This window comes from Rhodopila globiformis (genome assembly GCF_002937115.1).
Taxonomy (GTDB): Bacteria; Pseudomonadota; Alphaproteobacteria; order Acetobacterales; family Acetobacteraceae; genus Rhodopila; species Rhodopila globiformis.
Window position 1 is genome coordinate 1 of the sequence record NZ_NHRY01000034.1, and the last position, 26,556, is coordinate 26,556.

The window sequence follows — 26,556 nt, forward strand, 5'->3', positions numbered from 1 at the left end:
GGTGGAAGTGCTCTCGGTCAGCAGGTCAATGCGCATCATTTCCCTGGCCCGCCCGGCGCCGATGAGCGAGGCGGAACGCCGCACCGTCTGGGCGCAGGCCATGGCCGACGTCGCCGCCGAATGCACTGCCGAGCTCGACAGGCTGCCCCCGGCCGAGCGGGCCAGGGAAATGATGCGCATTGACCTGCTGACCGAGAGCACTTCCACCCTGGTCGCCGGCATCGCCCCGCCGACGGGCCAGCCCGGCGGATGAGGCGGCGAGCCTCCGGCCGTAAATCCTGTGCCCCGGTGGTCGTGGCCGGGCATGAGACGCTGCGCCTGCACAGCATCGGCTATGAGGACTGCCTCGCCACCACCGACCTGGCCTGATGCGGAGGTGGCTCTACTCCTCCACCGCCACCCGGAAACTCTCGATCACGGTATTCGCCAGCAGCTTCCGCGCCATCTCCTCGGCCGCGGCGCGCGCCTTGACGGGGTCGGTCTCCGCCAGGTCCAGCTCGATCACCTTGCCGGCGCGCACGTCCGCCACGCCGGAGAACCCCAGCGTCCCCAGCGCATGGGCGATCGCCTTGCCCTGCGGGTCCAGCACGCCGTTCTTCAGCATGACCGTTACCGTCGCCTTCACTGCATCACCTCCGGGCCTTTCAGATCACGTGAACCGGCCTCGGGCAGGATTCCCAGGCGGCGGGCAACTTCCTGGTAGCCTTCCTCGACCTTGCCGAGGTCGCGGCGGAAGCGGTCCTTGTCCATCTTCTCGTTCGTCTTGCTGTCCCACAGGCGGCAATTGTCCGGACTGATCTCGTCGGCCAGGATGATGCGCATCTCGTCGTTTTCCCACAGCCGGCCGAATTCCAGCTTGAAATCGACCAGGGTGATGCCGACGCCCAGCAGCAGGCCGCACAGGAAGTCGTTGATCCGCAGCGCCAGGGCGACGATGTCGTCCAGGTCCGCGGTGTTGGCCCAGCCGAAGCAGGTGATATGCTCCTCGGACACCATCGGATCGTTCAGGGCGTCGTTCTTATAATAATACTCGATGATCGAGCGGGGCAGGCGGGTGCCCTCGGCAATCCCCAGCCGGGTCGCCAGGCTGCCGGCGGCGACGTTGCGCACGACGACCTCCAGCGGGATGATCTCGACCTCCCGGATCAGCTGCTCGCGCATGTTGAGCCGGCGGACGAAATGCGTCGGGATGCCGATTTCCTGCAGGCGCAGCATCAGGTACTCGCTGATGCGGTTGTTCAGCACGCCCTTGCCGGTGATGACGCCTTTCTTGGCGCCGTTCCCGGCGGTGGCATCGTCCTTGAAATACTGCACGAGGGTGCCCGGCTCGGGCCCTTCGAACAGGATCTTTGCTTTGCCCTCATAGAGCTGTCGGCGGCGGGCCATCGCGGAATCCCTGTTGTGGTCACCGCATCGCGCGGAGGCGCGAGGATCGGCCTCGCGGCGCGGCGGGTATAGCAGCGGTATCCCTAGCACAAAAGAGCGCCGTGTCAGCCGATTGTGACAGGTTCATATGCTGTTGCGTGTGGCGGGCCGGCCGCGAACAACCAAAGCGGGCCGCAGCCGGGGGCGAGCGCAACGAAGGATGAGCAGACCGTGCCGAACCCATTGTGCGGCGCGACGTTGATCTGCTCCGCCGACTCGCCCCGCCGATCGGCCAGGATGCTGCGCCAGGCGTCCCAGTGGCCGGGGCGGGTTGGTTCGGTGGCCTCGAAGCTGGCCAGATGCCGGGCGGTGCGCGGACTGCCCAGGTCGTTCGGGTCGTGCGCGGTGACCATCGAGACTCCGTCCGGCAGGTGGGTGGCTTTGGGCTGTCCGTGCCCGATGCCGCGGATGAACCAGGCGCCGGCGGCGTCGGCCAGGACCATGTTGAAGCCGCGCCACAGGGAGGCATCCAGCCGGGTCAGCGCGTCCGCTGCTGCGGCGGCGGCCGGATGGTCCAGCGCCATCAGCGGCAGCTCGCCCCGGCTGCGCTTGCCGGCGAGCGGCCCCAGGGTGCCGGGCCGGTTCAGCACGGCGGCGGCGACGCCGTGGCGGTTGACGCCCATCCACGTCCCGCCCGCGGTGCGGTCGCGCCCGGCGACGACGCCCGGATGGTCCGGCCACCAGGCGGCGGGCGGATCCCAGGGACGGTCCAGGCGTTCATCGCGGTTGGCGGCGAGCAGGATCAGGCGAGGGCGGACGGAGACGACGACGGTGCACACGATGGGTTAAGATGGCCGGTCCAGGCCGCGCTGCCTACCCCTGCGGTTCCGGGGACAGCGACTCATCGCGGAGTCGGCCACCGGCGGCGCCGGCACCGTGACGGGCGAAAACGGGAGCGGCCATTGCTCCTCCGTCATGGCCGGGCGTGTCCCCATGCGTATCAGGATAAGCGGACTGGCGGAGCAAGGGCTTCTCCCTCACCGTCATGGCCGGGCGTGTCCCTACGCAATGCACACATCCTGGAAACGAGTGGGAAATGACCGTAAAATCAAGTGCTTGCCTGGGCGCCAAGAGCGTTCCCCCATCGTCATGGCCCGGCTTGTCCGGGCCACCTATCGCGGCACNGGGCCACCTATTCCAGCACTTGTGCCGCGACAGGTGGCCCGGACAAGCCGGGCCATGACGAAAGGGAAACGCAGCGGCGGACCGTTTCCGAGATGTGTGCATCCCGTAGGGCGTGTCCCGGCCATCCACCCCCCCGCCGTTGAAGCGCAGATGGCCGGGACACGCCCGGCCATGACGATAGAGAGACGGCCAGCGCCTGCGGGATCGCATCAAATGGGCGAGGTCGGCGCCACGCCGCCATGACGCTCCAGGCTTGTATGGCGATGCAGCATACTGGGCGCCCTGGCGCCCGCATCCGTTCCGTCGGTCGTGAAACGCGATCCCTGCGCGACACTCCAGTGCTCGATGGTATTACTTGCCCGGACCGAATACGGCGACCGTTCACTCCGCCGCCGCGGCCAGGTCGGTTGTCCTCGTCCGTGTCCTTAAAGTAACAAACTCCTCGGCCGAGGTCGGATGCACACCGATCGTGCGATCGAAATCGGCTTTGGTGGCGCCCATGCCGATGGCAATGGCAACGCCCTGGATGATCTCGGCCGCATCTTCGCCCAGCATGTGGGCGCCAACGACCTTCTGCGTCGCCTTGTCCACCACCAGCTTCATCAGGCTGCGCCGGTTGCGCCCGGTCAGCGTATGCCGCATCGGCGTGAAACGAGTCATATAGATATCGACCGGTCCCAGCGCCGCCGCCCGTTCCTCCGACAAACCCACTGTGCCAATCGGCGGCGTGGTGAAGACCGCGGAGGGAACGTTCCACAGCGCGACGCCGCGCGGGTTGTCGCCGAACAGCGTGTCCGCCAGGGCATGGCCTTCGGCGGTTGCGACAGGCGTCAGGTTCATCCGGTCGGTGACGTCGCCCATCGCGTAGATATGCGGCTGCGTGGTGCGCAGGTGCTCGTCAATCCGGATGGCATCCTTTGCGTTCAGTGCGACGCCGGCTTTCTCCAGGTGCAGGCCCTTGACGTTGGCCTTGCGGCCGGTGGCAAAAAACACCAGGTCCACGTCGACTGTCTCGTTGTCGCCGAACGTCAGGATGCGACGCTCGCCGTCCGCTTCGACCTTCTTCGGCAGGCAACCGGGATGCAGGACCACTCCCTGCGCCGTCAGCGCCTCCGCCACGGCCTCACGCAGATCCTCGTCAAAGCCGCGCAGCGGCAACGGCTGGCGGTAGACCAGATGCACCTCGGCCCCCAGGGCGCGGAAAATCCCGGCGAACTCCAGGGCGATGTAGCCCGATCCGACAATCGCGATCCGCCGCGGCATCGTCCTTAAATAAAAGGCATCGTCCGACACGATGCCCAGTTCGGCACCGGGAATGGCCGGCCGCTCGGGATGTCCGCCGGTCGCAATGACGATCGTCTTTGCGGTCAGGCGCTGGCCCGCCACATCGAGCGTATGCGGATCGACGAACGTCGCGCGGCCATCGAACACGATGACGCCGGCGCCGCTGAGCAGCTTGCGATAGATGCCCTCCAGCCGGTTGATTTCGCGATCCTTGGCGGCGATCAGCTTTGCCCAGTCATGCGGCCCCTTGTGGATCGTCCAGCCAAAGCCGGCGGCATCGTCCGCCCAGCCGCCGTATTCGCCGGCCTGTACCAGCAGTTTCTTCGGCACGCAGCCGATGTTGACGCAGGTGCCGCCCCAGTGGCGCTCCTCGGCGATGCCGACACGGGCGCCGTGCCCGGCGGAAATCCGCGCGCAGCGAACGCCGGCCGAACCGCCACCGATGACAAACAGGTCGAAGTCCATGAACGCACCTCTTTCCATCTCGCGGGCTAATGTGTGGCCGCGGGAATGACAGCGCAAGGTTGCAGCAGGCGGCACGGCCATTACCACAACGTCACGGTGGTGGAGGCCGGCCACGACGTGGAGGACACGCCGTCGCCCTGTCCCAACCGGCTTGTGGTTTCGTGTGGCGCGTATGCGCGTTGTCCGCATAAGCGCTGACTTATAGCAGACCGCAGGTAAGTTGGGACGTAGAGGCGGCCCGTCTTCCTCGTCATGGCCCGGCTCGTCCGCATAGGCGCTAACTTAGGCGACCGGACGCGGGCGCCATGACGTTGTAGCAACGGCCTTGCTGCCAGCCCACTAAGTTACAGCAGACCGCAGGTCGCTTGGGACGCACAGGTGGCCTGTCCTCATCGTCATGGCCCGGCTTGTCCGGGCCACCTATTCCAGCACGTGTGCCGCGACAGGTGGCCCGGACGAGCCGGGCCATGACGATGCGGGTGCGCCGTTGCCTTGTCCCAACCGACCTGCGGTCTGCTGTAGCGCCTATGCGGCTCGTCCGGGCCAGACGACACGCGAAGCAATACGACACGCGAAGCAATCCCTGATCGGCACATACAATGGGATTGCTCCGCGACGTCGGCCGTCAGCGCCGTTCAGGAAACAATCCCAGCAACCCCTCGGCCGAGGCCGGGCAGCGACCACGCTCGGTGATCAGGCCCGTCAGCAGCCGGGCCGGAGTCACGTCGAACGCCGGATTGGCCGCCGGGCTGCCGGCTGAAATCACCCGCATCGTGGCGATTGTTCCGTCCGCCATGCGCCCCGTCATCTCGGTCACTTCGGTTTCGGAACGCTCCTCGATCGGAATTTCCGCCACGCCGTCCGACACCGTCCAGTCGATCGTCGTAGACGGCATCGCCACCCAGAACGGCACATTGTTGTCGCGCGCCGCCAGTGCTTTCAGATAAGTACCGATCTTGTTGGCCGCATCCCCGGTGCGGGTCACCCGATCGGCGCCGACGATGACCAGATCCACCTCGCCATGCTGCATCAGATGCCCGCCGGCATTGTCCGCCACCACGGTATGCGGCACGCCGTGCTTGCCGAGTTCCCACGCCGTCAGCGCGGCGCCCTGGTTGCGCGGCCGGGTCTCGTCCACCCAGACATGCAGGTCGATCCCGGCGTTGAACGCGGTATAGATCGGCGACAGCGCCGTGCCCCAGTCCACCGTCGCCAGCCAGCCGGCATTGCAGTGGGTCAGCACGTTCACCCGCCGGCCCGGGCGCACCGCCGCCTCGATCAGCGGCAGGCCGTGCCGGCCGATGGCCGCGTTCTGGGCGGCATCTTCATCGGCGATCAGCGCGGCCTCATGGTAGGCGACGGCGACGCGCTCGGACGCGGGCGTGTTGCGCAGCCGGGTCAGCATCCGGTCGAGCGCCCAGCGCAGGTTGATCGCCGTCGGGCGCGTCGCATTCAGCAGGTCCGCGTCGCGCTCCATCGCCTCGGTCGAGGCGTCTTCCCGCAGCGCCAGGCACAGGCCGTAAGCGGCAACGGCGCCGATCACCGGGGCGCCGCGGGTCTGCATCGACCGGATGGCGTGCGCCGCCGCGTCGCGCGTGGTCAGGCGCAGCACCTCCAGCGACCAGGGCAGCTTGGTCTGGTCCAGGATATGGACCGACCAGTGGTCATCGGCGTCCACCCAGACGCTGCGGTAGTCACGGCCGTCAATCTTCATCGCGAGGAAACCCTTTGATGCAGTACGCAGACCAGGGTGAATAGGCGGCGCGCCGTGTCGAAGTCGATATCGATTTTTCCCGCCAGCCGCCGGGTCATCAGTTCCGCGCCTTCGTTGTGCAGGCCGCGCCGGCCCATGTCGATGGCCTGGATGCGCTGCTCGCGCCCTTCCTCGACCGCCTTGATGTGGCTGTCCACCAGCATCTGGTAGTCCTTCACCAGCCGGCGGAACGGCCCCAGCGCCAGGCCCACGGCGGTCAGCGGCGTGCCGGTGGTGTCGCGCACGTCGAAGATCAGCCGCCCCTCCAGGATCGACAGGTGCAGCGCATACGGCCCCGGCCGATCGGTGCCGATCAGCGGCTCGAAATGGTTCGCCGCCGCCAGATCGGCCACCGCCTGCTCGCGGTCCGCCTCGATGAACGGCGGCAGGTTGGTGGGCACGTCCCCGTCCAGGATCACCCGGTTCAGCCGTGCCGTGGAGACGACGTCGCCATTCATGCGGTGGGATCGCTCTTGAGCATGTTCAGGGTCAGCATCAATCCGACCGTGCCGCCTTTGACGGGCCGGAGCAGGCCGAGCGCCAGGAACAGCGTGAGGGGAATGAAGATCGCCGACATCAGCCACAGCGGCGGTTCCCCCATGCGGTCCACCGTGTAAAGCAACGGCACGACGATGTGACCGGTGATGAGGATGGTGAAATACGGCGGCGCGTCGTCGGCGCGGGCCAGGCCGAGCGGCGCCTCGCACCTGGCGCAGGCCTTGGTGACCCGAAGGAACCCGTTGAACAGCCGAGCCGCGCCGCAGGCCGGGCAACGGCCCATCAGGCCGCGGCCAATCGCCGTCAGCAAAGGTGGTTGCGGCCAGGCATTGGTCGTCGCATCCCGATCGGGTTGCCAGCGCGTGGGCATCATCCTCTGGTCCTTCCGGCCGCCGCGGCGGGCCTGCCGCCCGGCGAGCGTCAATATTGGCAACACGATAGGCTGTGCTGCAACGCAATACCATATCGGGTCTCTTGATCACGTTCGCCAGAGGCGAAAGACTGTGCGGATGGCGCGTGTGCTGGTCATCAATCCCAACAGTTCCGCCGCGTGCTCGGCCGGCATCGACGCGGCCCTGGCGCCGTTCCGGTTCAGCGGCGGGCCGGCGCTGGAGGTCGCGACGCTGCGGGAAGGGCCGCCGGCGATCTGTTCCTGGCGGGACTGGTATGCGGTGGTCGAGCCGATGTGCCGGCTGGTGGAGCGGTCGGATGCCGACGCCTTCGTCATTGCCTGCGCCTCCGATCCGGGGATCGAGGCGGTCCGCGGCGTGACGCAGCGGCCGGTGTTCGGGATCTTCCGCGCCGCCGTCGCCATGGCGGTGGCGCGGGCCGAGCGGTTCGGCGTCATCGCGATGGTTGATAGCTCCAGGGAGCGGCACCGCCAGGCGCTGCGGGCGATGGGCCTGGAGGACCGCCTGGCCGGCGAGGTCGCGCTGAACATGGCAATGGAGACGCTGCTGCAGCCGCAGGCGGCGCGCGCGGCGCTGGTCGATGCCGGCGGTGCCCTGGCGGCCATGGGGGCGGAGACGCTCATCCTGGGCTGCACGGGGATGGCGCATCATGCGGCGGCGCTGCGGCAGGCGCTCGGGGTGCCGGTGGTCGAGCCGATCGGCGCGGCGGCGGGGGCGGCACTGGTGGCGCTCGGGGGCTGATCCGGGCGAGGGGCGCGGGACACGCGAATCTGTCGTTGCTAAATCGTCATAGCTTGTCCGGGCCACCTGCCGCGGCACAGGTGGCCGCAACCCCTGGCGCGAACCGTGCCGCCCGATGCCCGGGCCTGTCCGCTGCATCTTCGATACAAAATGTGCGTGCGCCGCAGTAACGCTTGCTGGAAATGCCGATCGCATTGGATGTTTTGGAAGGCCCTCTGCCTTTCGCCCCGCCCGGCTGGGTTTGATCCCTGGCAGGCGGTAATGCGCCGCCGGAAGCGTCCGTGCCCGTTCATCCTTCCGAAATTTTAACACGGAGGACGACGGAGGACCGCGAAGGGCCACGAAGACCGGACCTTGCCGGCGTATCGGGACCGAACGAACCGCATGACCGGACTGGCGATCGCGGTGCGTCGCGCCATCGGCCGGGGCCTGCCCGAACCCGTCCGTGCCACGTGCCTGAAGGCTACGGTAGTCGTACATCTTCGGAATGAGTTTTCACAACGCTTGTTCACGGCATCAGCCTGTCCCGCGGCAATGGAGTCCGTCCTGGAGGCTCTGGTGCCGCTCGCCACCCGGAAACGTCCGTGCCCGTTGATCCGGCCGTGATTTTCAACACGGAGAAAGCGCGGAGGGCCGGGAGGGCCACGGAGCTGGTGCGAACGGGTTGGCGTGTCGCCCGGCCCGGCCCGGTCTCCGTGGCCCTTCGCGCCCTCCGCGCTTTCTCTGTGTTGAGAGCCGATCGGCGATCCACACACCGGCGCCGCCTCGACCCAACGAAGACGACGGCCGATCCCGATACCACTCAACCAGACGGGCCACGGGAATGGAGACTGGACCTCCGGCGAGCGGTATGGGGACAAGGATTGCACGCGATGCGTCCTTGTTCTGGTGCCTCGATGCCAGATTGTTCCGGAGATGTACGACCGTGGTAGGCCTGAAGAAGGGGCTGCGCCGCTGCGGTGCCTGACTCGTTCACACCCCTTCGTGGCCCTCCGTGTGTCCTTCGCGTTCCGTGTGCCCTTCGCGTTCCGTGTGTCCTTCGCGTTCCGTGTCCTTCGCGTTCTCCGTGTTGAGAGCGGTCGGCAATCCACGCTCCGCCGCCGCGTCGACCCACCCGGGACGATCGTGCCGTTCACCGCAAAGGCTCGGGGCTGGGCGCGGAATCCTGGGCGGCCGACACCACACACAAGCCCGGCCATAACGATAGAGAGACGACCCCGCTCCGCTTCGCTCAACGCGGCTCCGCTTTCCGCCACACCGGCGGTTCCACCGCGCCGACCTGATCGACGATGCGCCTGTATGTTTCCGGCCGCCGGTGCCGGTCGAAAGCAAAAATCGTCGTCCGCCCCAGGCGGCACATATCCAGGTCGCAGTCCGCGGTGATCAACTCATCGTCCCAGCTTGCCGCCATGGCGATGATCTCACCGTGCGGATTGACGATGATGGAATGCCCGAACAGTTCGGCGCCGTCCTCGACTCCGGCCTTCGCGGTGGCAACAGCGAAGCAGGCGTTCTGGTAGCATCCCGCCTGGATCGACAAATGCGAGTGAAACACCCGCAGGTGGTGTGCCTCGAAACCACCGCCCTCCATGTTGAGGCTTGGGGTGTTGTACCCCAGGGCGACCAGTTCGACACTTTGCAGACCGAGCACGCGCCATGCCTCCGGCCAGCGGCGATCGTTACAGATGAGCATACCCAGGTTGAGCCCGTCGAGCGTGCCCATCGGCGCGCGGATCACCGGGAAGCCCAGGTTGCCGACCTCGAAGTATCGCTTTTCCAGATGCTGAACGGTGCGTCGCGGCTCGTACTCGGCGTGCCCGGGCAGGTGCACCTTGCGGTATTTCAGCAGAATGTCGCCCTCCGGCCCGACCAGGATGGCGGTGTTGAACCGGCGCGTGCGGACAATGCCGGTTTCGTCGGCTTCGCGCGTGAGTTCCGCATATCCCAGATGGAAGCCGATTCCGTAGCGCCGCGCCGCTTCGAACAACGGCGCCGTTTCCGCCGACGGCATCGCCGTTTCGAACCAGTGATCCGCCTCGGCGATGTCCGCGTGGTAATGCCTTGGGAAGAACGTAGTCAGCGCCAGTTCCGGGAACACGACCAGTTCCACGCCGCGCCGGTGCGCCCGTTCCAGCAGCCTGATCATGCGCGCAACCGCGGACGAGCGCGGCTCGGTCTTCTGGATCGGCCCGAGTTGCGCGGCAGCGACGGTGATGATGCGGGACAAATCACGACTCCTTCGCTGAAAGCAAGAACATGCCAGCTTCCCGCCGGTACGCAATCAACGCAGCTTGCCGTTCCGGTGGCGCGTCACTACGAAGCACGCCGCGGGGATGTGATCTTGCAGGCCGGGACGCCTCCGCTGCGGTTTTATTGCCTGCCAGGAGGGTGATGGAGGACGATTATGATCGAGCATGACGTCAGGGTCAGCCCTTCAAAGGCCAGCCTGAAGCGCGAGGACCAACTTGCCTGGAAGATTGCCGGCGTCGCCGCCGACAAGGTTGCAGTTCCCAGGGACGTCGCCGCGATGATCATCAATCGCATCATCGACAATGCCGCGGTGGCGATCGCATCGCTGAACCGCCGTGCCGTCGTCTCGGCCCGCGACATGGCGCTGGCGCGCCCGAACAAATCCGGCGCCTCGATCTTTGGCGTTCCGTCCGGCAAGCGGGTCTTCCCGGAATGGGCGGCCTGGGCGAATGGCGTGGCGGTGCGCGAGCTGGACATGCACGACACGTTCCTGGCCGCCGATTACTCGCACCCCGCCGACACCATTCCGCCGATACTCGCGGTGGCACAGACGAAGGAGAAGTCGGGCAGGGACCTGATCCGCGGCATCGCCACCGGCTATGAAATCCAGATCGACCTGACGCGCGCGATCTGCCTGCACGAGCACAAGATCGACCATATCGCGCATCTCTGCCCGGCGCAGGCCGCCGGCATCGGCACGCTGCTGGGCCTGAAGCAGGACATCATTTACCAGGCGGTGCAGCAGGCCGTGCATGTCAGCTTCACCACGCGGCAGTCGCGCAAGGGCGAGATCAGCTCCTGGAAAGCCTATGCGCCGGCACATGCCGGCAAGCTGGCGATCGAGGCGGTGGACCGCGTGATGCGCGGCGAAGGCGCGCCGAGCCCGATCTACGAAGGCGAGGACAGCGTCATCGCCTGGATGCTGAACGGTCCGCAGGCGCACTACGTGGTGCCGCTGCCGGCGCCGGGCGAGCCGAAGCGCGGCATCATGGACAGCTACACCAAGGAGCACAGCGGCGAGTACCAGTCGCAGGCGCTGATCGACCTCGCGTTCCGCATGCGGGAAAAGATCGGCGACTTCGACGCCGTCGAGAAGATCGTCATCCACACCAGCCATCACACGCACACCGTCATCGGCAGCGGCGCCAACGACCCGCAGAAGATGGATCCGAAGGCGAGCCGCGAAACGCTCGACCACTCGATCATGTACATCTTCGCGGTGGCGCTGCAGGACGGCACCTGGCACCACATCGACAGCTATGCGCCGAAGCGCGCGGCCCGCGCCGACACCGTGCGGCTGTGGCACAAGATCGAAACGACGGAAGACCCCGAGTGGACGCGCCGCTACCGCGCCACCGATCCGAACGAGCTGTCGTTCGGCGGCCGCGTCGAGATCTTCCTGCGCGACGGCAGCAAGCTGGAGGATGAGATGGCGGTCGCCAACGCGCACCCGCTCGGCGCCAGGCCGTTCGGTCGGGACGATTACATCCGCAAGTTCCAGGTCATGACGGATGGGATCATCACGCCGCGGGAGTCGAACCGTTTCCTGGAAGCGGTGCAGGAGCTGCCGCGCCTGCCGGCCGGCGACCTGCACCGGTTGAACGTCGCCGCGCCTGCCGGCACGCTGGAAGCCGGCAAGCCCGGCATTTTGTAAGAAGGAGGACTTCACTATGAGTGAGACAACAGAGGTTCCTGTCCGCGCGAAGAAAGGCGTCGCCCTGGCCGGCGTCACCGCGGGCAACACCGCGCTGTGCACGGTCGGACGGTCGGGTAACGACCTGCACTACCGTGGCTACGACATCCTGGACGTCGCCGACACCTGCGAGTTCGAGGAGATCGCGTATCTGCTGGTGCACGGCACGCTGCCGACGCGCGCCGAGCTGGAGGACTACAAGGCGAAGCTGAAGTCGATGCGCGGCCTGCCGATGGCGCTGCGGACGGCGCTGGAGGCGTTGCCGCCGTGCACGCATCCGATGGACGTCATGCGCACCGGCGTGTCCGTGCTGGGCTGCCTGCTGCCCGAGAAGGACGACCAGAACCCCGCCGGCGCCCGCGAGATCGCCGATCGGCTGATGGCGTCGCTGGGCTCGATGCTGATGTATTGGTACCATTACGCGCACAACGGCAAGCGCATCGAGGTCGAAACCGACGACGATTCCATCGGCGGCCACATCCTGCACCTGCTGCACGGCAAGCCGGCGTCGCCGCTGTTCGTGCGGGCGATGCACACCTCGCTGATCCTGTACGCCGAGCACGAGTTCAACGCCTCGACCTTTACCTGCCGCGTCGTCGCCGGCACGGGCGCGGACATGTATTCGGCGATCACCGCGGGCATCGGCGCGCTGCGCGGGCCGAAGCATGGCGGCGCGAACGAGGTCTCGTTCGAGATCCAGAATCGCTATGCCACGCCTGATGAAGCCGAGGCCGATATCCGCAGGCGGCTCGAGGCCAGGCAGGTGGTCATCGGCTTCGGCCATGCCGTCTATACCGTGGCCGATCCGCGGAACAAGGTGATCAAGGAAGTCGCGCGCCGGCTGTCGCAGAACGCCGGCTCGATGAAGCTGTTCGACGTTGCCGACCGCATCGAGAAGACGATGTGGGATGCGAAGAAGATGTTCGCCAACCTCGATTGGTTCAGCGCCATCAGCTACCACATGCTGGGCGTCCCGACGGCGATGTTCACCCCGTTGTTCGTCATTGCGCGCACGTCGGGCTGGGCGGCGCACGTGATGGAGCAGCGCGTGGACAACAAGCTGATCCGTCCTACGGCCAACTATACGGGGCCGGAGAATCTGAAGTTCATCCCGATCGAACATCGCGGCTGAAACGCTTTTTCCGGGCCGAACGAAGCCGCCGCGGCAGCGATGCCGCGGCGGTTTTGCTTTTTCGTCCGTCCCCGAAATGCTGCGCAAAGAAATTTTTTCGCCAAATAATCACTCTCCCTGTTGCTTTTCGTTGACATGTGTGCCGGGACAAGGAATAGCGGAATCTGTGTTCGCGAATCGATTCGCTGTTTTTGTTGGGCCGATCGATGCGCGGGGACGTTTAGCAGAAGGACGGTCAATGGACCGCGACCTTGGAAAGCCGCAGAAGAGTCAATCAAGCACGACGACACGTGCCGCACTGGGTCATGCGGACAGGCACGACGGAAGGCAGATCGTTGAAGCCTTCGTGCCGCACTCGACCCCGGTCCAACACCACGGTTGGCGTTCGTCCGGCCACGGCCATGCATTGACTGGTCTGCCGATGAAACAAACCACCGGTTGGATTCCGACATGACTCGCCCGACGGCTTCGTCCAAAGCGCATGACAACGACAGCAGGTTCAGAAAAGGAGTTGCACAGGTGAGCACTGACGACACCACCATTGAAACCCCGCGTGCCCAGCCAATGGCGATCCGGGCGGCGACGAAGAAGGCACCGGCGAAGAAGGCCGCTGCGAAGCCGGTTGCCAAGAAGGCTGCCGCAAAGCCGGCCGCGAAGAAGGCGGCTGCCAAGCCCGTCGCGAAGAAGGCTGCCGCCAAGACAACGGCGAAGAAGGCCGCTGCTCCGGCCAGGACCGCCGCGAAGGCGCCGGCGAAGAAAGCCGTTGCCAGGAAGGCCACCGCAAAGGCTCCGGCGAAGTCGACGGCAAAGAAGGCCGCTGCGCCGGCGGCAAAGCGTCCTGTCGGCCGTCCGGCCACCAAGAAGGCCGTTGCCGCCAAGCCGGTCGCCAAGCCCGCCACGCGGAAGGCTGCCGCCGCCAAGGCCCCGGTCGCGCAGAAGGCCGCCCGCAAGGTGACGCGCAAGCCGAAACTGGTTGCTGTCGCGACGCCCGCGCCCGAGCCGGCACCGATCGCCGCGAGCGAACCGCAGGAGTAATTGCATCCCGCGGATGCCATGAAAAAGGCGCCTCGCGGCGCCTTTTTCTTTTGTCGCGCACGGTAGCGTTTGCCTATCCGAACGTTGCCAGCAGATCATCCACCTGCGCGGCGGTCAGCAGCCGCGGCGCGTGCGCCCGCACCATCAGGAACAGCTTGGCTGCTTCTTCCAGTTCCTCGGCGGCATAGACGGCATCGGTCAGCGTCTTGCCCGAAACGACAGGGCCGTGGTTCGCCAGCAGCACCGCACGAGCATCGCGCGCCGCCGCATGGATCGCCGGCTCCATCGCCGGGTCGCCAGGCCGATAATACGGAACGACCGGCATCCGCCGTCCGACGCGCATGACGAAATACGGTGTCAGCGGTGGTATCGGCTGCGACGGATCGACATCCGGCAGGCATGATACGGCTGTCGCCTGCGTCGAATGAAGATGTACCACCGCGCCTGCATCTGTGCGTGCCTGGTAGAAGGCGCGGTGCATGAAGACTTCCTTCGACGGCTTGTCGCCGTCGACATGCCGAAAGTCCGCATCCAGCTTCGACAGCCGCTTCGGATCAAGCCGCCCAAGACTCGAATTGGTCGGCGTCATCAGGTAGCCGTCGGGCAGCCGCACGCTGATGTTGCCGGCGCTGCCGACGGAAAAGCCGCGCGCGAACAGGCTCGCGGCCAGTTCGCACAACAGCTGTCTGGTCTCCTGCTCGTCCATGGCTCAGCCTTCCAGCACGCGGAACGCTTTCAGGAAGAAATCGGTTGCACCGAAGTTGCCCGATTTCAGCGCGAGCAACAGGTCGGGGCCGCTGCCGGATGCGTAGGTCCAGGGCACGCCCGGATCGATCTCGCCGCCGATACGCAGCGACCGCACGCCGAGCCGCCCGACGACCGCGCCGGACGTTTCGCCACCGGCAACGACCATCCGGCGCACGCCACGTTCGACAAGACCGGCGGCGATGCGGGCGACGGCATCCTCAATCAGCGTGCCCGCCTGCTCGCGGCCGAGGCGGGACTGCAGCAGCGTCACGCGGTCCGGCGGCGCGGACGCGGCGATCACCACCGGCTTATCGCTGATTTTGTCCGCCGCCCAGCGCAGCGCCGCGTCGCTCAGCGCGGCGGCATCCGGCGTTGCCAGGGCGTCGAGGTCGAACACCGGCAGGTGGTTGCGCGCGTAGCCAAGCTGCGCCAGCGTCGCGCGCGAGCAGGAGCCCGCGACGACCGCGCAGGCGCCTTCCAAGGGGGGCAGGGCGGCGGGATTGGTTTCAGCCGACAGCAGCCCCGCGCGGCGGAAATTGTCCGGCAGGCCCATCGCCACGCCCGATCCGCCGGTGATGAGCGCGTGGCTCGCGGCGGCCTGGCCGATGGCCATCAGGTGCGCGTCGGTGATGGCGTCGACGATGGCGTAGCGGCGGCCCTGTTCCTTCAGGCGGGTCATCGCGTCGCGGATCGCGGCCGCGCCCTGGTCGACGGTGGCGAAAGCCACCAGACCGACGGCGCCGTCGGTCTGGCGCGACAGCACGCGCACCAGGTTGGCGTCGGTCATTGGCGTCAATGGATGATGCTCCATGCCGCTTTCGTTCAGCAGGACGCTGCCGACGAACAGATGGCCCTGGTAGACGGTGCGGGCGTTGGTCGGGAACGCCGGGCAGGCGAGGGCGAAGCCGCAGCCGAGCGCGGCGACCAGCGCATCCGCCACCGGCCCGATGTTGCCCTGCTCGGTGCTGTCGAAGGTCGAGCAGTATTTGAAGAAGTAGCGTTGCGCGCCGGCCGCCTGCAGCCACTTCAGCGCGGCGAGCGACTCGTCGACCGCCTGCCGCACCGGCGCGGTGCGCGATTTCAGCGCCACCACGACCGCATCGGCATCCGGCGGCGCCTGGTCCGCCGAGGGCACGCCAATCACCTGGACGGTGCGCATGCCGCCGCGGACCAGCATGGAACAAAGATCGGTTGCGCCGGTGAAGTCATCGGCGATCGCACCCAGCAGCATGACTGGTTCCTCCTGTGTGTGTCGTTGTTCGGCGGGCCGAGGCCCATAGGCGATAACGCGGGGCTTGATGCAGAATAACCGCTCCCATTGTGGCACGGACGCTTTAGCCGTCATGGTGGCTACCCGGGACAAGCCCGGGCACAGGCTCCGGCGGATCGGTTGTTTCGCCCCGGGCCCTCAGGCGGTCGGGCGCGGCGAACTGCCCATGTCGTCATGGCGGCTAAGGCATGCCCCCCGGCGCAGGCTACCACATGCACAGATCCCGGAAACGGTCTGCCGCGGCCCGGGCCCCATCGTCATGGCCAGCATGCCGCCGCCTGCCGCGATCAGGCGCGTGACACCGGGCCGGACGGCGACGGGAACCCAGGTATCTTGGCGGCTTGGCGTTGAACAGGAACGGTGCCACCGCGCCCGGCGCTGACGGGTGCGCTGCGCCGCTGGCCCGTGCGGCTGGTTCCACCGATAAAACGCCAAGACGCCAAGATACCCTACGCAATGCACACATCTCGGAAGCGGTCCGCCGCGGCGTTTCCCTTTCGTCATGGCCCGGCTCGTCCGGGCCACCTGTCGCGGCACACGTGCTGGAATAGGTGGCCCGGACGAGCCGGGCCATGACGATGGGGGAACGCTCTCGGCCGTGAGGCAAGTACTTGGTTTTACGGTCATTTCCGACTCGTTTCCGGGATGTGTGCATCCCGTAGCAAGATACCGGGGCACGCGTCACTGTGGGGGTGTGGCGGCCTGTCATCCTCTTGGTCGCCTCATGCCGATCTGTACCGCTGCGGAATCGGTACGAAGGCACTCCTGCGGTATCCGGCCAAGGCGGCCCGGGCTGTTCCCGGGATGTGTGCATGCCGTAGCGGCGCAGGCCGCCATCGATGCCTTTGTCTGGTTCGGCACCGCAAGGCGTGGGTACCGGGCCTCCGCCCCATAGGCGTTATCGATCCGGCCTTCATTATCCTGGCCATGACAGAAGGCACGGTGATCAACGCACAGCCATCGCGGCCGCAGGCCACCGGAATCCCTTCTCTGCGTGCTCTGCGCGCCGCTCTGCGGTCTCTGCGTTGCAAAAATGCGGTGCCGCCACAAAGAGCGGCGTTGCCGGTGAGTCGCCCGGCCATCAACGCCGGTGGCGCCCCGGCCACCGCAATTCAACGCAGAGCGCGCAGAGCCGATTGTGTTGCGGCCTGCGGTCGCGACGGCTCAAACGCGACCGGGCTGTTCCTGTTGCAACGCGCGGTCTGGCATTCAGGACAATGAGGGACGAAGCCATAAAATATGGGCACAGGCGATGTGAGTGCATTGTCGTCATGATGGCTACCCGGGACAAGCCGGAGCACAGGCTCCGGGCCGCCATCCACGCCTTGCGATGCCGATATCAGCAGAAGGCGTGGATGGTGGGCCTTCGCCCACCACGGCGTTGGGGCAGCGACCGTGCCGCCCGACCGCGAAGCCAGCGCCTATGAGGCCGAAGCCAGGATGTCCGCCAGACGTTTCACCTGCTCCTCCCACGACGGCAGGGTGCGCCCGGATTGCCAGGCGACCTCGCTCATGCCGTGGCGCAGGGCGGTGTCGAAGATCAGCCGCCGCATGGCTTTCGACAGTTGCTCGGCATCGCCGGGCGCGGCGACGACGCCCGCGTCCGGCGCGACCAGCGTCGCCACCGCGCCGACATTGGTGACGGCGACGGGCAGGCCACGCCGCAGGGCTTCGGCGATCGCCACGCCGTAGCCCTCGAAATGCGAGGCCAGCGCGAACACGTCGGCCTGCTGCCACAGTGCCTCGTCCGGTTCCTCGACGAAATGGACGCAGCGGGCGACGTGCAGTTTCTCGGCCAGCGCGTGCAGGCCGTTGGCGTGAACCGGATCGCGGCGGGGGTCGCCGGCGATGGTCAGGCACCAGTCCAGGTCGAACAGCCGGCTCAGCGCGCGCAGCAGCACATCATGTCCCTTGCGCGGGATCAGCGCGCCGACCGACAGGATCTGGCGGGTGGGCCCGGAGGAGCCGGTGCTGCGCGGCAGGTCGTCGATACCGGGCGTGACGACCGTCATCGGCTCATGCGACACGCCGTATTCCCGCGCCAGCCGATCGGCTGTGGGTTCGCTTGTCACCACGAGGCGCGGGACGGCGCGGAACATTGCCGCCTCTATGGTGTGCAGGCGCAGGCGGGTTTCCTCGGCCAGGCCGGTTTCCAGTGAAACCGGATGGTGGATCAGCGCGGTGACGCGGTGCAGTGGCAGACCGTCGAACGCCGGCAGCGCCAGGCCGTCGACCAGCGGCAGGGCGCCGTCGGGCATGGCGGCCCAGGCGGTGCGGGCGGCGTAGATCGCGGCCTGGTCGGGATTGGGGAAGCGGCCGTCCAGCTCGAAGATCTGCACCGCATGGCCCAGGTCGCGCAGGCCCTCGGCCATGCGGCGGTCATACAGGTAGTTGCCGGAAACGGTGGCGATGGGGCCGGGGACGAACAGACTGACATGCATGCCGCGAGTCTGACCAATCCGGCCGGCGCTGTCACCCGGTTTGAAACCGCGCGCGGCATCGGCCAGACTGGGGGACTTCGATCATGGAGTCCCTGATGCCAGCCCCAGCGCCGCCGGCCGTCGCCGCCGTTCTTGACTATGCCGATGCCAACCTGGCCGCCTCACGCGAGACGCTGTTCGAGCTGCTGAGCATCCCGTCGATCAGCGCGCAGCCGGCGCACCAGGCGGATTGCGTGCGGGCGGCGGGATGGTGGCGCCACCAGTTGGCCGGGCTCGGTTTCACCGCCACGGTCAATCCGACCGCGGGGCATCCGATCGTCGTCGGCCATTTCGCCGGACCGGTGGACTACGCGGGGCCGCACATCCTGTTCTATGGCCATTACGACGTGCAGCCGGTCGATCCCGTGTCGCTGTGGCACAGCCCGCCGTTCGAGCCGCAGTACGCCGACGGCCCGCACGGCAAGCGCTACGTGGCGCGGGGCGCGGTGGACGACAAAGGCCGGACGGTGATGTTCCTGCAGGCGCTGCGGGCCTGGCATGAAGCCGGCGGCGGCATCCCGGCGCGGATCACCGTGCTGATCGAGGGCGAGGAGGAAGTCGGCTCCGTCAACCTCGATGCGTTCCTGAGCGGGCACAAGGCGGCGCTGGCGGCCGACATGGCGCTGATCAGCGACACCGGGATGTGGGACATCGACACGCCCGCCATCACGACGCGGCTGCGCGGCATGACCTATGCCGAGGTGACGCTGACGGCGGCGAACCGCGATTTGCACTCCGGCCTGTATGGCGGCTCGGCGCTGAACCCGATCAACGCGCTGACGAAGATCCTGGGGGACCTGCACGACGCGGACGGGCGCATCCAGCTGCCGGGCTTCTACGACAAGGTCGCGCCGGTTTCGAACGCGCAGCGGGCGCAGTGGGACGCGCTGGGCTTCGACGAGGCGGCGTTCCTGGGCGGCATCGGCCTGGCGCAGCCGGTGGGGGAGCGTGGCTACGGCGCGCTGGAGCGGCTGTGGGCGCGGCCGACGGCCGACATCAACGGCATCTGGGGCGGCTATACCGGGGCGGGCAGCAAGACGGTGATCGCCTCGGAGGCGTCGGCGAAGGTGTCGTTCCGGCTGGTGCCGAACCAGGACCCGGACGACGTGATGGCGCAGTTCAGGCAGTTCGTCACCGACCGCCTGCCGCCGGGCGCGACGGCGACCTTCGCGGCGTTCTCGCGTGCGCCGGGAATCGAGGTGAACGTCGATTCCCCCCACGTCCGCGCCGCCCTGGCGGCCCTGGAGGCGGAGTACGGCCGGCCGGCGGTGATGGTGGGCAGCGGCGGCTCGATCCCGGTGGTGACGGCGCTGCGGACGATCCTGGGGCTGGATTCGCTGCTGATGGGCTTCGGGCTGGACGACGACCAGGTGCATAGCCCGAACGAGAAGTTCGAGGAGGGGTGTTTCCACCACGGCATCCGCTCGCATGTGCGGCTGCTGGCGAAGCTGGCGGGCGGGTAGGCGTTACAGATCCGGCCGTGGTGGTTCGGCGTGGTGCGTCCCTGGCGGGGGTAGCGTGGTTGATGGCGTATTTCTGTTCGCACAGAGACGAAGCCGAGGGGGATGGAGGGCCACAGGGGATCGGGGGACGTCGCGCGGCCCGGTGCGGATGACGCTGTCGTGGCAGGCGGCTTTACCGATCCTGTGAAAGAGGAATCCGGTCAAGCAGGCTCTCAAACGAACGAGGCCGGCTCAATAAGCGCCAGGCGGCGTCACTTTGCGCTGGTCCCAGTCGACCAACCCGTGGTCCCTGACGACCTCGGCTGCGCCCGGTCCGGCGGGATCGCAGAAGACCACGATGTTGGGCCACTCCGACCGCGCGCTCGGCACGATCAGGCCGTCGCGGCCAATAAAGTGCGCGGCTTCCGCGATTTCCTGGGTGCGCGGATATTCCTGCTCACGTTCGGCGTGGGACATCTGCCCGAAGGTTTCGATACGCAAGCCGAGTGCAGCGAGATCTTCCGGGGAGGCAAAGCGCAGGCAGCACGACAGCGTTATGCTGAGTTCAAACAGCCGGTAGCGCACCTGGGAGGGGAATACTGGCTGCCCGCGTCTCAGGTGGAAATACATTTCGGCAATGGCACCATCGGCGTTCGAGGATGTGTACAGGACGTCGAAGGTCCGGTCATCCCACCGATTGTCCCACCGGCCGCCAACGGCGCTGCATTGCCGCGGATTGCGGCCGTCGCGAACGACGCGCCACGCGGTGCCGCTGAATGGCTCCGGCGGAACAGCTTCGAGCGAATCCAGCAGGCGCTGATCGCGGGCCGGGCGCATGGCCATCGGTCAAAGATACGCGTCTGCATCCAGACGATCGAGGACGCGCAGCACGTCCTCCGAACGGTTCTGATTGATGAGGTCAATGGCCCGTGTCCCACCGAGTTGCGGATGACGCGCGTAGAGCCACGTCCTGATCTCGTTGGCCGTGTAATACTCCCGCAACCGGCCGACGATGTAGTGCAGGTCCGACAGCACGAGTTGCGTGCCTGGCTGCGGCCTGACCGTCCCTGACTTCCAGCGGGAAACGGTTGCCTTTGAGACATCGGTGATATTGGCGAGATCGGTGCCGCTGAGGCCGCCTTCGTCGCTCAGGTCGTCAATGAATCGGGCAATGGCGCCGGATTTGGCGTTCATGACCTGTCTTCTTCCGTTGTTGGTTGAACGCGCATTCCACACCTGATTCCTCATTGCCGATTAACCGGGCCGATCACCCGGTTAACCGGGCCGATCACCCGGAAAGCATCCCGCCGTCCGTCTGTGCGAGGATTATCCGGATGCTCACATCGTCCGACGTGGCAGGCGGGCGACTGCGGCGATCGCAGCCACAGGTGAAATGCCATCATTGCAGCCGAGGGGAATTAACATTTCTGTTTCAGAGAGCCTATATCATGAAACATGAATGTCGTCAACGAATTGGACTGACCGTTCCTCCCGATGGCCAGCCCAAGGTGTGGACCCTGGACAATGGCCGAGGACAATGGCCGACAGCGATGCCGTGCCGCACAAAGACCTTGCAATCCCCGCCGGCTTCCCCGATATCAGTCGGGTCTTTCCGTGATGGCGTGATTGGCGGGTCCTCTCCGGCCCGTATTTCCGGAAAAATTCCATCTGAAAACCCTTCGCCCCCAACTGATCGCGCGGGGTGGCGAACCATCAGGTGCCTGCCGTTCGATCAACCGGGCGGGCGCTGGAGCAAACCTGTACTCGTGACCCATCCTACCTTCCCGGCACTCGGCCTGGCCGAACCGCTGTTGCGTGCGCTTGAAGCCCGTAAGTTCCTGGTCCCGACGCCGATCCAGGCCGACTCGATCCCGGCGCTGCTCGACGGCAAGGACCTGCTGGGCATCGCGCAGACCGGCAGCGGCAAGACCGCCGCCTTCACCTTGCCGATGCTGCAGCATCTCGCCGCCCACCATGTGCGGCCCGCGCCGTTCGTCACCCGCGCCCTGATCCTGGCGCCGACGCGCGAGCTGGCCCTGCAGATCGACGAGACCGCCCGGGCGCTGAGTCAGCACGTCCGCCTGCGCACGGTCGTGATCATCGGCGGCGCCAGCCGCTTCAAGCAGGTCGAGGCGATGCGCCGCGGCGCCGACATCGTCATCGGCACCCCCGGCCGCGTCTGCGACCTGATGCAGACCCGCGAGCTGCAGCTCGGCGCGGTGACCCACTTCGTCCTGGACGAAGCGGACCGGATGCTTGACCTCGGCTTCATCAAGGACATCCGCCGCATTGTCTCCGCCCTGCCGCCGCGGCGGCAGTCCTGCCTGTTCTCGGCCACGATGCCGAACGAGGTCGCCGGCCTGGCCAACAGCCTGCTGCGCGACCCGGTGCGGGTGGAGATCGCCCGCAAGGAGGAAACCGCGCCGAAGATCGAGCAGTTCGTCCACCACCTGGCGCAGAGCGGCAAGCAGTCGCTGCTGCTGTCGATGCTGGGCGACGACGCGCTGTCGAGGGTCATCGTGTTCACCCGCACCAAGCACGGCGCCAACAAGGTCGCCGGCGTGCTGGAGAACGCCGGCATCCAGGTCAACGCGATCCACGGCAACAAGAGCCAGCCGCAGCGTGAGAAGGCGCTGCGGGAATTCCGCACCGGCCGCGCCCGCGTGCTGGTCGCTACCGACATCGCCGCGCGCGGCATCGACGTGACCGGCGTGTCGCACGTGATCAACTTCGACCTGCCGGCCGAGCCGGAGAGCTACGTCCACCGCATCGGCCGCACCGCGCGCGCCGGCGCCGCGGGCGTGGCGATCTCCTTCTGCGATCCGTCGGAGCGCGGCACGCTGCGCCAGATCGAGCGGCAGATGAAGCAGACGATCGCCGTCGTCGGCGAGGCGCCGCCGCCGATGGCGCACCAGCCGAAGCGTCCGTCGGCGCCGGGTCAGGCGAAGCGCCGCCGCGCCAACGACCGCAACCGGAGCATGCGCTCCGCGGCGTAAATGACCACGCTGTTCATCGACGGCGACGCCTGCCCGGTGCGCGACGAGGCTTGTCGCGTCGCGCACCGCCACGGCGTGCCGGTGGTGGTGGTGGCGAACGGCTCGCGTCCGATGCGCCGGAGTGAATGGCCGAACGTCACCATGGTCACCGTCGCGGCCGGGGCCGACGTCGCCGACGACTGGATCGCCGGGCGCATCGGCGGCGCGGATGTCTGCGTCACCAACGACATCCCGCTGGCCGCGCGCTGCCTGGCGACGGGCGCGCGCGCCCTGTCCGCGAACGGCAGGGTCTGGACGCCCGACAACATCGGCAACGCCCTGGCGGGCCGCGAGATCGGCCGGCACCTGCGGGAGATCGGGTTGAACACCGGCGGCCCGGCGCCCATGGGCAAGCGGGACCGCTCGCAGTTCCTCAACAGCCTCGATACGCTGCTGACCGCGGCCCGGCGGCCCCGGCCACCAATGGCGCGACCGCCGTAGCCTGCGTCGTGACCGGTCGGGTCCTCGATCAAGCGGATCAGGTTGGCCAGCCGGCGGCGTCGGCACCGCGATTGCGGGTCTGGCAAGAGGCCCGTTGTCCCATCGTCATGGCCGGGCGTGTCAGGATAGGGCGTCCGGCGGAGCAAGGGCTTCTCCCTCACCGGCATGGCTGGGCGTGTCCCTACCGCATGCACACATCCTGGAAACAATCGCAGAAGCAAGCGCCCGCCAATGCCCGGGAACATTGCCGCCGTCGCGGCCCTGCGTTTGCCCGGCAAGCTACCGGCCGAGGATGCGCTGGACCACGTCGCCGTGGCACGACCCGCACATCGGGCGTGGGGCATCGTGCCCACCGGGATGGGGCTACGGCGGTCGTACATATCCGGAACAATCTGGCTTCGAGGCACCAGAACAAGGATGCATCGCGTGTCATCCTTGTCCCCGTACCGCTCGCCGGAGGTTCAGTCTCCATCCCCGTGGCCCGTCTGTTTGAGCGGCATCGGGATCGGCCGTCGTTTTCGTTGAGTCGAGGCGGCGCCGGTGTGTGGATGGCCGATCGGATTTCAACACGGCCGGATCAACCGGCACGGACGTTTCCGGGTGGCGAGCGGCACCAGAGCCTCCAGGACCGACTCCATTGCCGCGGGGCAGGCTGATGCAGTCAATAAGCGTTGTGAAAACTCATTCCGAAGATGTACGACCGCCGTAGCGGGATGGGGTGGGGGTGGATTTGTCTCCGCGATCAAGCGAACACGGAGTTCCACGGTGTTGGCACGGAGTTCCGCAGAGGAAGAGAATATTGCGCTTCGCGCGAAGCGCATGAAATCATCGGATGCCGCCAAGGCCCGAGTTTGCGGTGCACAGGCACACGGCGGGAATTTGTATGACGTTTCAGTGACCTGGTTTTGTTACAGCATCGACTGCTTCTTGGACACGTGTGTCTATGGATGGTCTACAGCCTGCGGAACGGTGTCTCGGGCAAGGAGATGCGAAGGAAAAAATTGGCCGTGGCCTGCGAGGTGTCAGCTTCTCAAGGACAACAAGTTGCAAAGACGCAAGTTTAGCGTGTGCAGTGCCGTTGCTCGTGGCCTATGACGGGGTGTTTGGAAAAGTTGAGGTTTTTGGCGGAATTCGATTCGTGTGTGCCCTGTCCATGTGTTGCTTGTTCTCACGCGCCAAGCCAATCAATGCCTTATGACCTCGTGTGCCTGGTGACCGCGAACGCAGGCAAGGGGGCAACCATGTTGCGGGCGCCTCGGAAGACTCTGCGGAACTCCGTGCCAACACCGTGGAACTCCGTGTTCGCTTGATTGCTGCGGGTGAAACCCGCACCGGCCGTGACGGCATGGGTCACGGCCGCGGCGGACCGTTTCCAAGATCTGTGCATCCTGTAGGGCTTGTCCCGGTCATCCACCCCCCACCGTCGAAGCGCAGATGGCCGGGACACGCCCGGCCATGACGATGGGGCAACGACGGCGGCACTCGCCCGCCGCACACTCCGTCATGGTGGCGCCGACGCGGCGTGTCGGGCCCGTCGCAAACAGGACGCCCGAAGCCGTTCCTTCAATCAGGACGATATCTCAACCTGCGTGCGGTTCGCTGGTCGAGGTGGCACATAGTCCTGCCCTGTGCGGCCCATCGGCCATTGTGCCCGGATGCACTGCGGACCCGCTTGCCGTCCAGGCCAATCCGGCCGCGGCGTTGCGTGGTCCCATGGCCGACACCATCGACGTGCTCGCCCGGGCCGCGATCCGCAGGGCCAGGGGCGGGGAGGAATGATCCGGTTCAGGCCGAAGCCGGCACGCTCGGCTTCGGGTCGGGCCGCGGACCCGCCTTGGTCGGGTCGAACGGCACCTCGACGTCGATCTCCAGCGTCGAGACCGAGGCGCCACGGTCCATCTTGATCTGCACCGCCTCCCGCTCCACCGTGATGTGCTTGGCGATCACCGCCAGGATCTCCTCCTGCAGCGTCGCCAGCAGGTCGGACTTGCCGATGACGCTGCGCTCGTGCGCCAGCAGCACCTGCAGGCGGTCGCGGGCGACCGGCGCGGAACTGCTCTTGCGGAACAGGCTCATCAGGTTCATGCGACTCTCCTGCCGAACAGACGTCCGATAAGGCCTTTGCGGTCGAGCGGGACGACGACGTCGACCTCTTCGCCCTTCAGGCGGCGGGCGGCATCGAAGTAGGCGCGGGCCGGGGCGCTGTCCGGATTGTTCAGCGTCACCGGGGAACCCATGTTGGACGCGCGGAGGACTTCCTCGCTTTCCGGAATGATCCCGAGCAGCGGGATCGACAGGATCTCCAGGACGTCGTCCACCTTGAGCATTTCGTTGCGCGTCGCCCGGTTGGGGTCGTAGCGGGTGACCAGCAGGTGCTTTTCCACCTGTTCGCTGCGCTCCGCCTTCAGCGTCTTCGAATCCAGCATGCCGATGATGCGGTCGGAGTCGCGGACCGACGACACCTCGGGATTGGTGACGACGATGGCGACGTCGGCGTTGCGCATGGCGAGCAGGGCGCCGCGCTCGATCCCGGCGGGGCTGTCGCAGATCACCCAGTCGAATTTTTCCCGCGCCTCGGCGACGACCTTGTCCACGCCTTCGTTGGTCAGGGCATCCTTGTCGCGGGTCTGCGAGGCCGGCAGCAGCGACAGCGTGTCGATGCGCTTGTCGCGGATCAGCGCCTGCGCCAGCTTGGCGTCGCCCTGCACCACGTTGATCAGGTCGAACACCACGCGGCGTTCCGCCCCCATCACCAGGTCGAGGTTGCGCAGCCCGACGTCGAAATCGATGACCACGACGTTCTCGCCGCTGCGGGCCAGAGCGGCGCCCAGGGCGGCGGTCGAGGTCGTCTTGCCGACACCGCCTTTGCCGGACGTTACCACCAGGACCTTGCCCATACGCGTTCCCCTTTATTCCAGAACCGAGATTTTCATCTGATCGTTTTCGAGCCAGGCCTGCACCGGTTTGCCGAGGATCCGCGCGGGCATGTCGTCCGCCGTCTGGTAGACGCCGTCGATCGACAGCAGCTCCGCCTGCAGCTTGCTGCAGAAGATCCGCGCGTTGGCATTGCCCGCCAGTCCGGCGATGGCCCGGCCGCGTAACGTTCCGTAGACGTGCACCGATCCGCCCGCCATCACCTCGGCGCCCGAGGCGACCGAGCCCAGGATGGTGATGTCGCCGCGCTCGAACACCACGGACTGCCCGGAGCGCACCGGCTGGTCGATCAGCAGCGTGTTGGCGTCCGCATGGGCGTGCGGCTCGACATGCGGCGCGGCGCCCGGCATGGCGGCCTGGGGGGCGGCCTGGGGGGCGGCCTGGGCGGCGACATGA

Annotated in this window: 25 protein-coding genes; 9 read left to right on the plus strand and 16 right to left on the minus strand. The window is 67.0% G+C overall.

What is annotated here, in order from left to right; genetic code table 11:
• On the plus strand, positions 1-253 hold a 253-nt coding region (locus CCS01_RS01420), incomplete at its 5' end, for a hypothetical protein (protein WP_204848099.1).
• Positions 254-382: 129 nt separating this feature from the next.
• Here the strand turns inward: CCS01_RS01420 and purS are convergent.
• From purS to CCS01_RS01455, 7 genes are all read right to left on the minus strand, one after another.
• A complete protein-coding gene (gene purS, locus CCS01_RS01425; RefSeq protein WP_104517050.1) occupies positions 383-625 on the minus strand; it encodes a phosphoribosylformylglycinamidine synthase subunit PurS in 243 nt (80 codons plus the stop codon).
• The gene (gene purC, locus CCS01_RS01430; protein ID WP_104517051.1) at positions 622-1,386 is read right to left on the minus strand and encodes a phosphoribosylaminoimidazolesuccinocarboxamide synthase; all 765 of its coding nucleotides are present in this window, start codon (positions 1,384-1,386) and stop codon (positions 622-624) included. Before purC ends, purS begins: the two co-directional genes overlap by 4 nt.
• A gap of 104 nt (positions 1,387-1,490) precedes the next feature.
• Entirely contained in the window at positions 1,491-2,204 is a 714-nt protein-coding gene (locus CCS01_RS01435; RefSeq protein WP_104517052.1) for an NRDE family protein, read from the minus strand.
• 727 nt (positions 2,205-2,931) lie between these two features.
• On the minus strand, positions 2,932-4,299 hold the full coding sequence (gene gorA / locus CCS01_RS01440; protein WP_104517053.1) for a glutathione-disulfide reductase: 1,368 nt from the start codon (positions 4,297-4,299) through the stop codon (positions 2,932-2,934).
• A 625-nt stretch (positions 4,300-4,924) separates the two neighbouring features.
• Positions 4,925-6,013: an S-methyl-5-thioribose-1-phosphate isomerase gene (mtnA, locus tag CCS01_RS01445; RefSeq protein WP_104517054.1), complete on the minus strand. Its 1,089-nt coding sequence runs from the start codon at positions 6,011-6,013 to the stop codon at positions 4,925-4,927.
• Positions 6,010-6,510: a UPF0262 family protein gene (locus CCS01_RS01450; RefSeq protein ID WP_104517055.1), complete on the minus strand. Its 501-nt coding sequence runs from the start codon at positions 6,508-6,510 to the stop codon at positions 6,010-6,012. The genes mtnA and CCS01_RS01450 overlap by 4 nt, the downstream gene beginning before the upstream one ends.
• Complete coding sequence (locus tag CCS01_RS01455) at positions 6,507-6,923, minus strand: DUF983 domain-containing protein (protein ID WP_239991966.1); 417 nt, start codon at positions 6,921-6,923, stop codon at positions 6,507-6,509. Before CCS01_RS01455 ends, CCS01_RS01450 begins: the two co-directional genes overlap by 4 nt.
• A gap of 136 nt (positions 6,924-7,059) precedes the next feature.
• Here CCS01_RS01455 and CCS01_RS01460 point away from each other — a divergent pair, with 136 nt between their 5' ends.
• Positions 7,060-7,701, plus strand: coding sequence for an aspartate/glutamate racemase family protein (locus CCS01_RS01460; RefSeq protein ID WP_104517056.1), 642 nt, complete (start codon positions 7,060-7,062; stop codon positions 7,699-7,701).
• Between the two features lie 1,231 nt (positions 7,702-8,932).
• On the opposite strand, the gene CCS01_RS01465 is transcribed toward CCS01_RS01460, so the two are convergent.
• Entirely contained in the window at positions 8,933-9,928 is a 996-nt protein-coding gene (locus CCS01_RS01465; RefSeq protein WP_104517057.1) for an N-carbamoyl-D-amino-acid hydrolase, read from the minus strand.
• Positions 9,929-10,105: 177 nt separating this feature from the next.
• On the opposite strand from CCS01_RS01465, the gene CCS01_RS01470 reads away from it, so the two are divergent.
• The 4 genes from CCS01_RS01470 to CCS01_RS33445 all read left to right on the plus strand — a co-directional run bounded on the left by CCS01_RS01470 (position 10,106) and on the right by CCS01_RS33445 (position 13,811).
• A complete protein-coding gene (locus tag CCS01_RS01470) occupies positions 10,106-11,605 on the plus strand; it encodes an MmgE/PrpD family protein (protein WP_104517058.1) in 1,500 nt (499 codons plus the stop codon).
• 16 nt (positions 11,606-11,621) lie between these two features.
• Positions 11,622-12,776, plus strand: a complete 1,155-nt coding sequence (prpC, locus tag CCS01_RS01475; protein WP_104517059.1) for a bifunctional 2-methylcitrate synthase/citrate synthase — start codon at positions 11,622-11,624, stop codon at positions 12,774-12,776.
• Between the two features lie 238 nt (positions 12,777-13,014).
• Positions 13,015-13,230: a hypothetical protein gene (locus tag CCS01_RS33440; RefSeq protein ID WP_158258182.1), complete on the plus strand. Its 216-nt coding sequence runs from the start codon at positions 13,015-13,017 to the stop codon at positions 13,228-13,230.
• A gap of 65 nt (positions 13,231-13,295) precedes the next feature.
• Positions 13,296-13,811 carry a histone gene (locus CCS01_RS33445; RefSeq protein WP_158258183.1) on the plus strand — a complete coding sequence of 172 codons (516 nt, stop codon included), beginning with the start codon at positions 13,296-13,298 and terminating at the stop codon, positions 13,809-13,811.
• A gap of 73 nt (positions 13,812-13,884) precedes the next feature.
• Here CCS01_RS33445 and otnC read toward each other — a convergent pair whose 3' ends face one another.
• The 3 genes from otnC to CCS01_RS01495 form a co-directional block, all read right to left on the minus strand.
• The gene (gene otnC / locus CCS01_RS01485; RefSeq protein WP_104517060.1) at positions 13,885-14,517 is read right to left on the minus strand and encodes a 3-oxo-tetronate 4-phosphate decarboxylase; all 633 of its coding nucleotides are present in this window, start codon (positions 14,515-14,517) and stop codon (positions 13,885-13,887) included.
• A 3-nt stretch (positions 14,518-14,520) separates the two neighbouring features.
• Positions 14,521-15,789, minus strand: coding sequence for a 3-oxo-tetronate kinase (gene otnK / locus CCS01_RS01490; RefSeq protein ID WP_104517061.1), 1,269 nt, complete (start codon positions 15,787-15,789; stop codon positions 14,521-14,523).
• A gap of 1,460 nt (positions 15,790-17,249) precedes the next feature.
• A complete protein-coding gene (locus CCS01_RS01495) occupies positions 17,250-18,269 on the minus strand; it encodes a glycosyltransferase family 4 protein (RefSeq protein WP_104517062.1) in 1,020 nt (339 codons plus the stop codon).
• Positions 18,270-18,364: 95 nt separating this feature from the next.
• Between CCS01_RS01495 and CCS01_RS01500 the strand changes: the two genes are divergently transcribed.
• A complete protein-coding gene (locus tag CCS01_RS01500) occupies positions 18,365-19,771 on the plus strand; it encodes a dipeptidase (RefSeq protein ID WP_104517063.1) in 1,407 nt (468 codons plus the stop codon).
• Between the two features lie 231 nt (positions 19,772-20,002).
• Here CCS01_RS01500 and CCS01_RS01505 read toward each other — a convergent pair whose 3' ends face one another.
• Together CCS01_RS01505 and CCS01_RS01510 are read right to left on the minus strand one after the other, a co-directional pair.
• Positions 20,003-20,587 carry an RES family NAD+ phosphorylase gene (locus CCS01_RS01505; protein WP_204848100.1) on the minus strand — a complete coding sequence of 195 codons (585 nt, stop codon included), beginning with the start codon at positions 20,585-20,587 and terminating at the stop codon, positions 20,003-20,005.
• Between the two features lie 9 nt (positions 20,588-20,596).
• The gene (locus tag CCS01_RS01510; protein ID WP_104517065.1) at positions 20,597-20,944 is read right to left on the minus strand and encodes an antitoxin Xre/MbcA/ParS toxin-binding domain-containing protein; all 348 of its coding nucleotides are present in this window, start codon (positions 20,942-20,944) and stop codon (positions 20,597-20,599) included.
• 572 nt (positions 20,945-21,516) lie between these two features.
• Between CCS01_RS01510 and CCS01_RS01515 the strand changes: the two genes are divergently transcribed.
• Together CCS01_RS01515 and CCS01_RS01520 are read left to right on the plus strand one after the other, a co-directional pair.
• Positions 21,517-22,746: a DEAD/DEAH box helicase gene (locus CCS01_RS01515; protein ID WP_104517066.1), complete on the plus strand. Its 1,230-nt coding sequence runs from the start codon at positions 21,517-21,519 to the stop codon at positions 22,744-22,746.
• Positions 22,747-23,226, plus strand: a complete 480-nt coding sequence (locus CCS01_RS01520; protein WP_104517067.1) for a YaiI/YqxD family protein — start codon at positions 22,747-22,749, stop codon at positions 23,224-23,226. It abuts the gene before it with no gap.
• A 1,785-nt stretch (positions 23,227-25,011) separates the two neighbouring features.
• On the opposite strand, the gene minE is transcribed toward CCS01_RS01520, so the two are convergent.
• The 3 genes from minE to minC form a co-directional block, all read right to left on the minus strand.
• Entirely contained in the window at positions 25,012-25,311 is a 300-nt protein-coding gene (gene minE, locus CCS01_RS01525) for a cell division topological specificity factor MinE (RefSeq protein WP_104517068.1), read from the minus strand.
• Positions 25,308-26,123 carry a septum site-determining protein MinD gene (minD, locus tag CCS01_RS01530; RefSeq protein WP_104517069.1) on the minus strand — a complete coding sequence of 272 codons (816 nt, stop codon included), beginning with the start codon at positions 26,121-26,123 and terminating at the stop codon, positions 25,308-25,310. Before minD ends, minE begins: the two co-directional genes overlap by 4 nt.
• Positions 26,124-26,135: 12 nt before the next feature.
• A partial coding sequence (minC, locus tag CCS01_RS01535; protein ID WP_146101526.1) for a septum site-determining protein MinC occupies positions 26,136-26,556 on the minus strand: 421 nt, incomplete at its 5' end.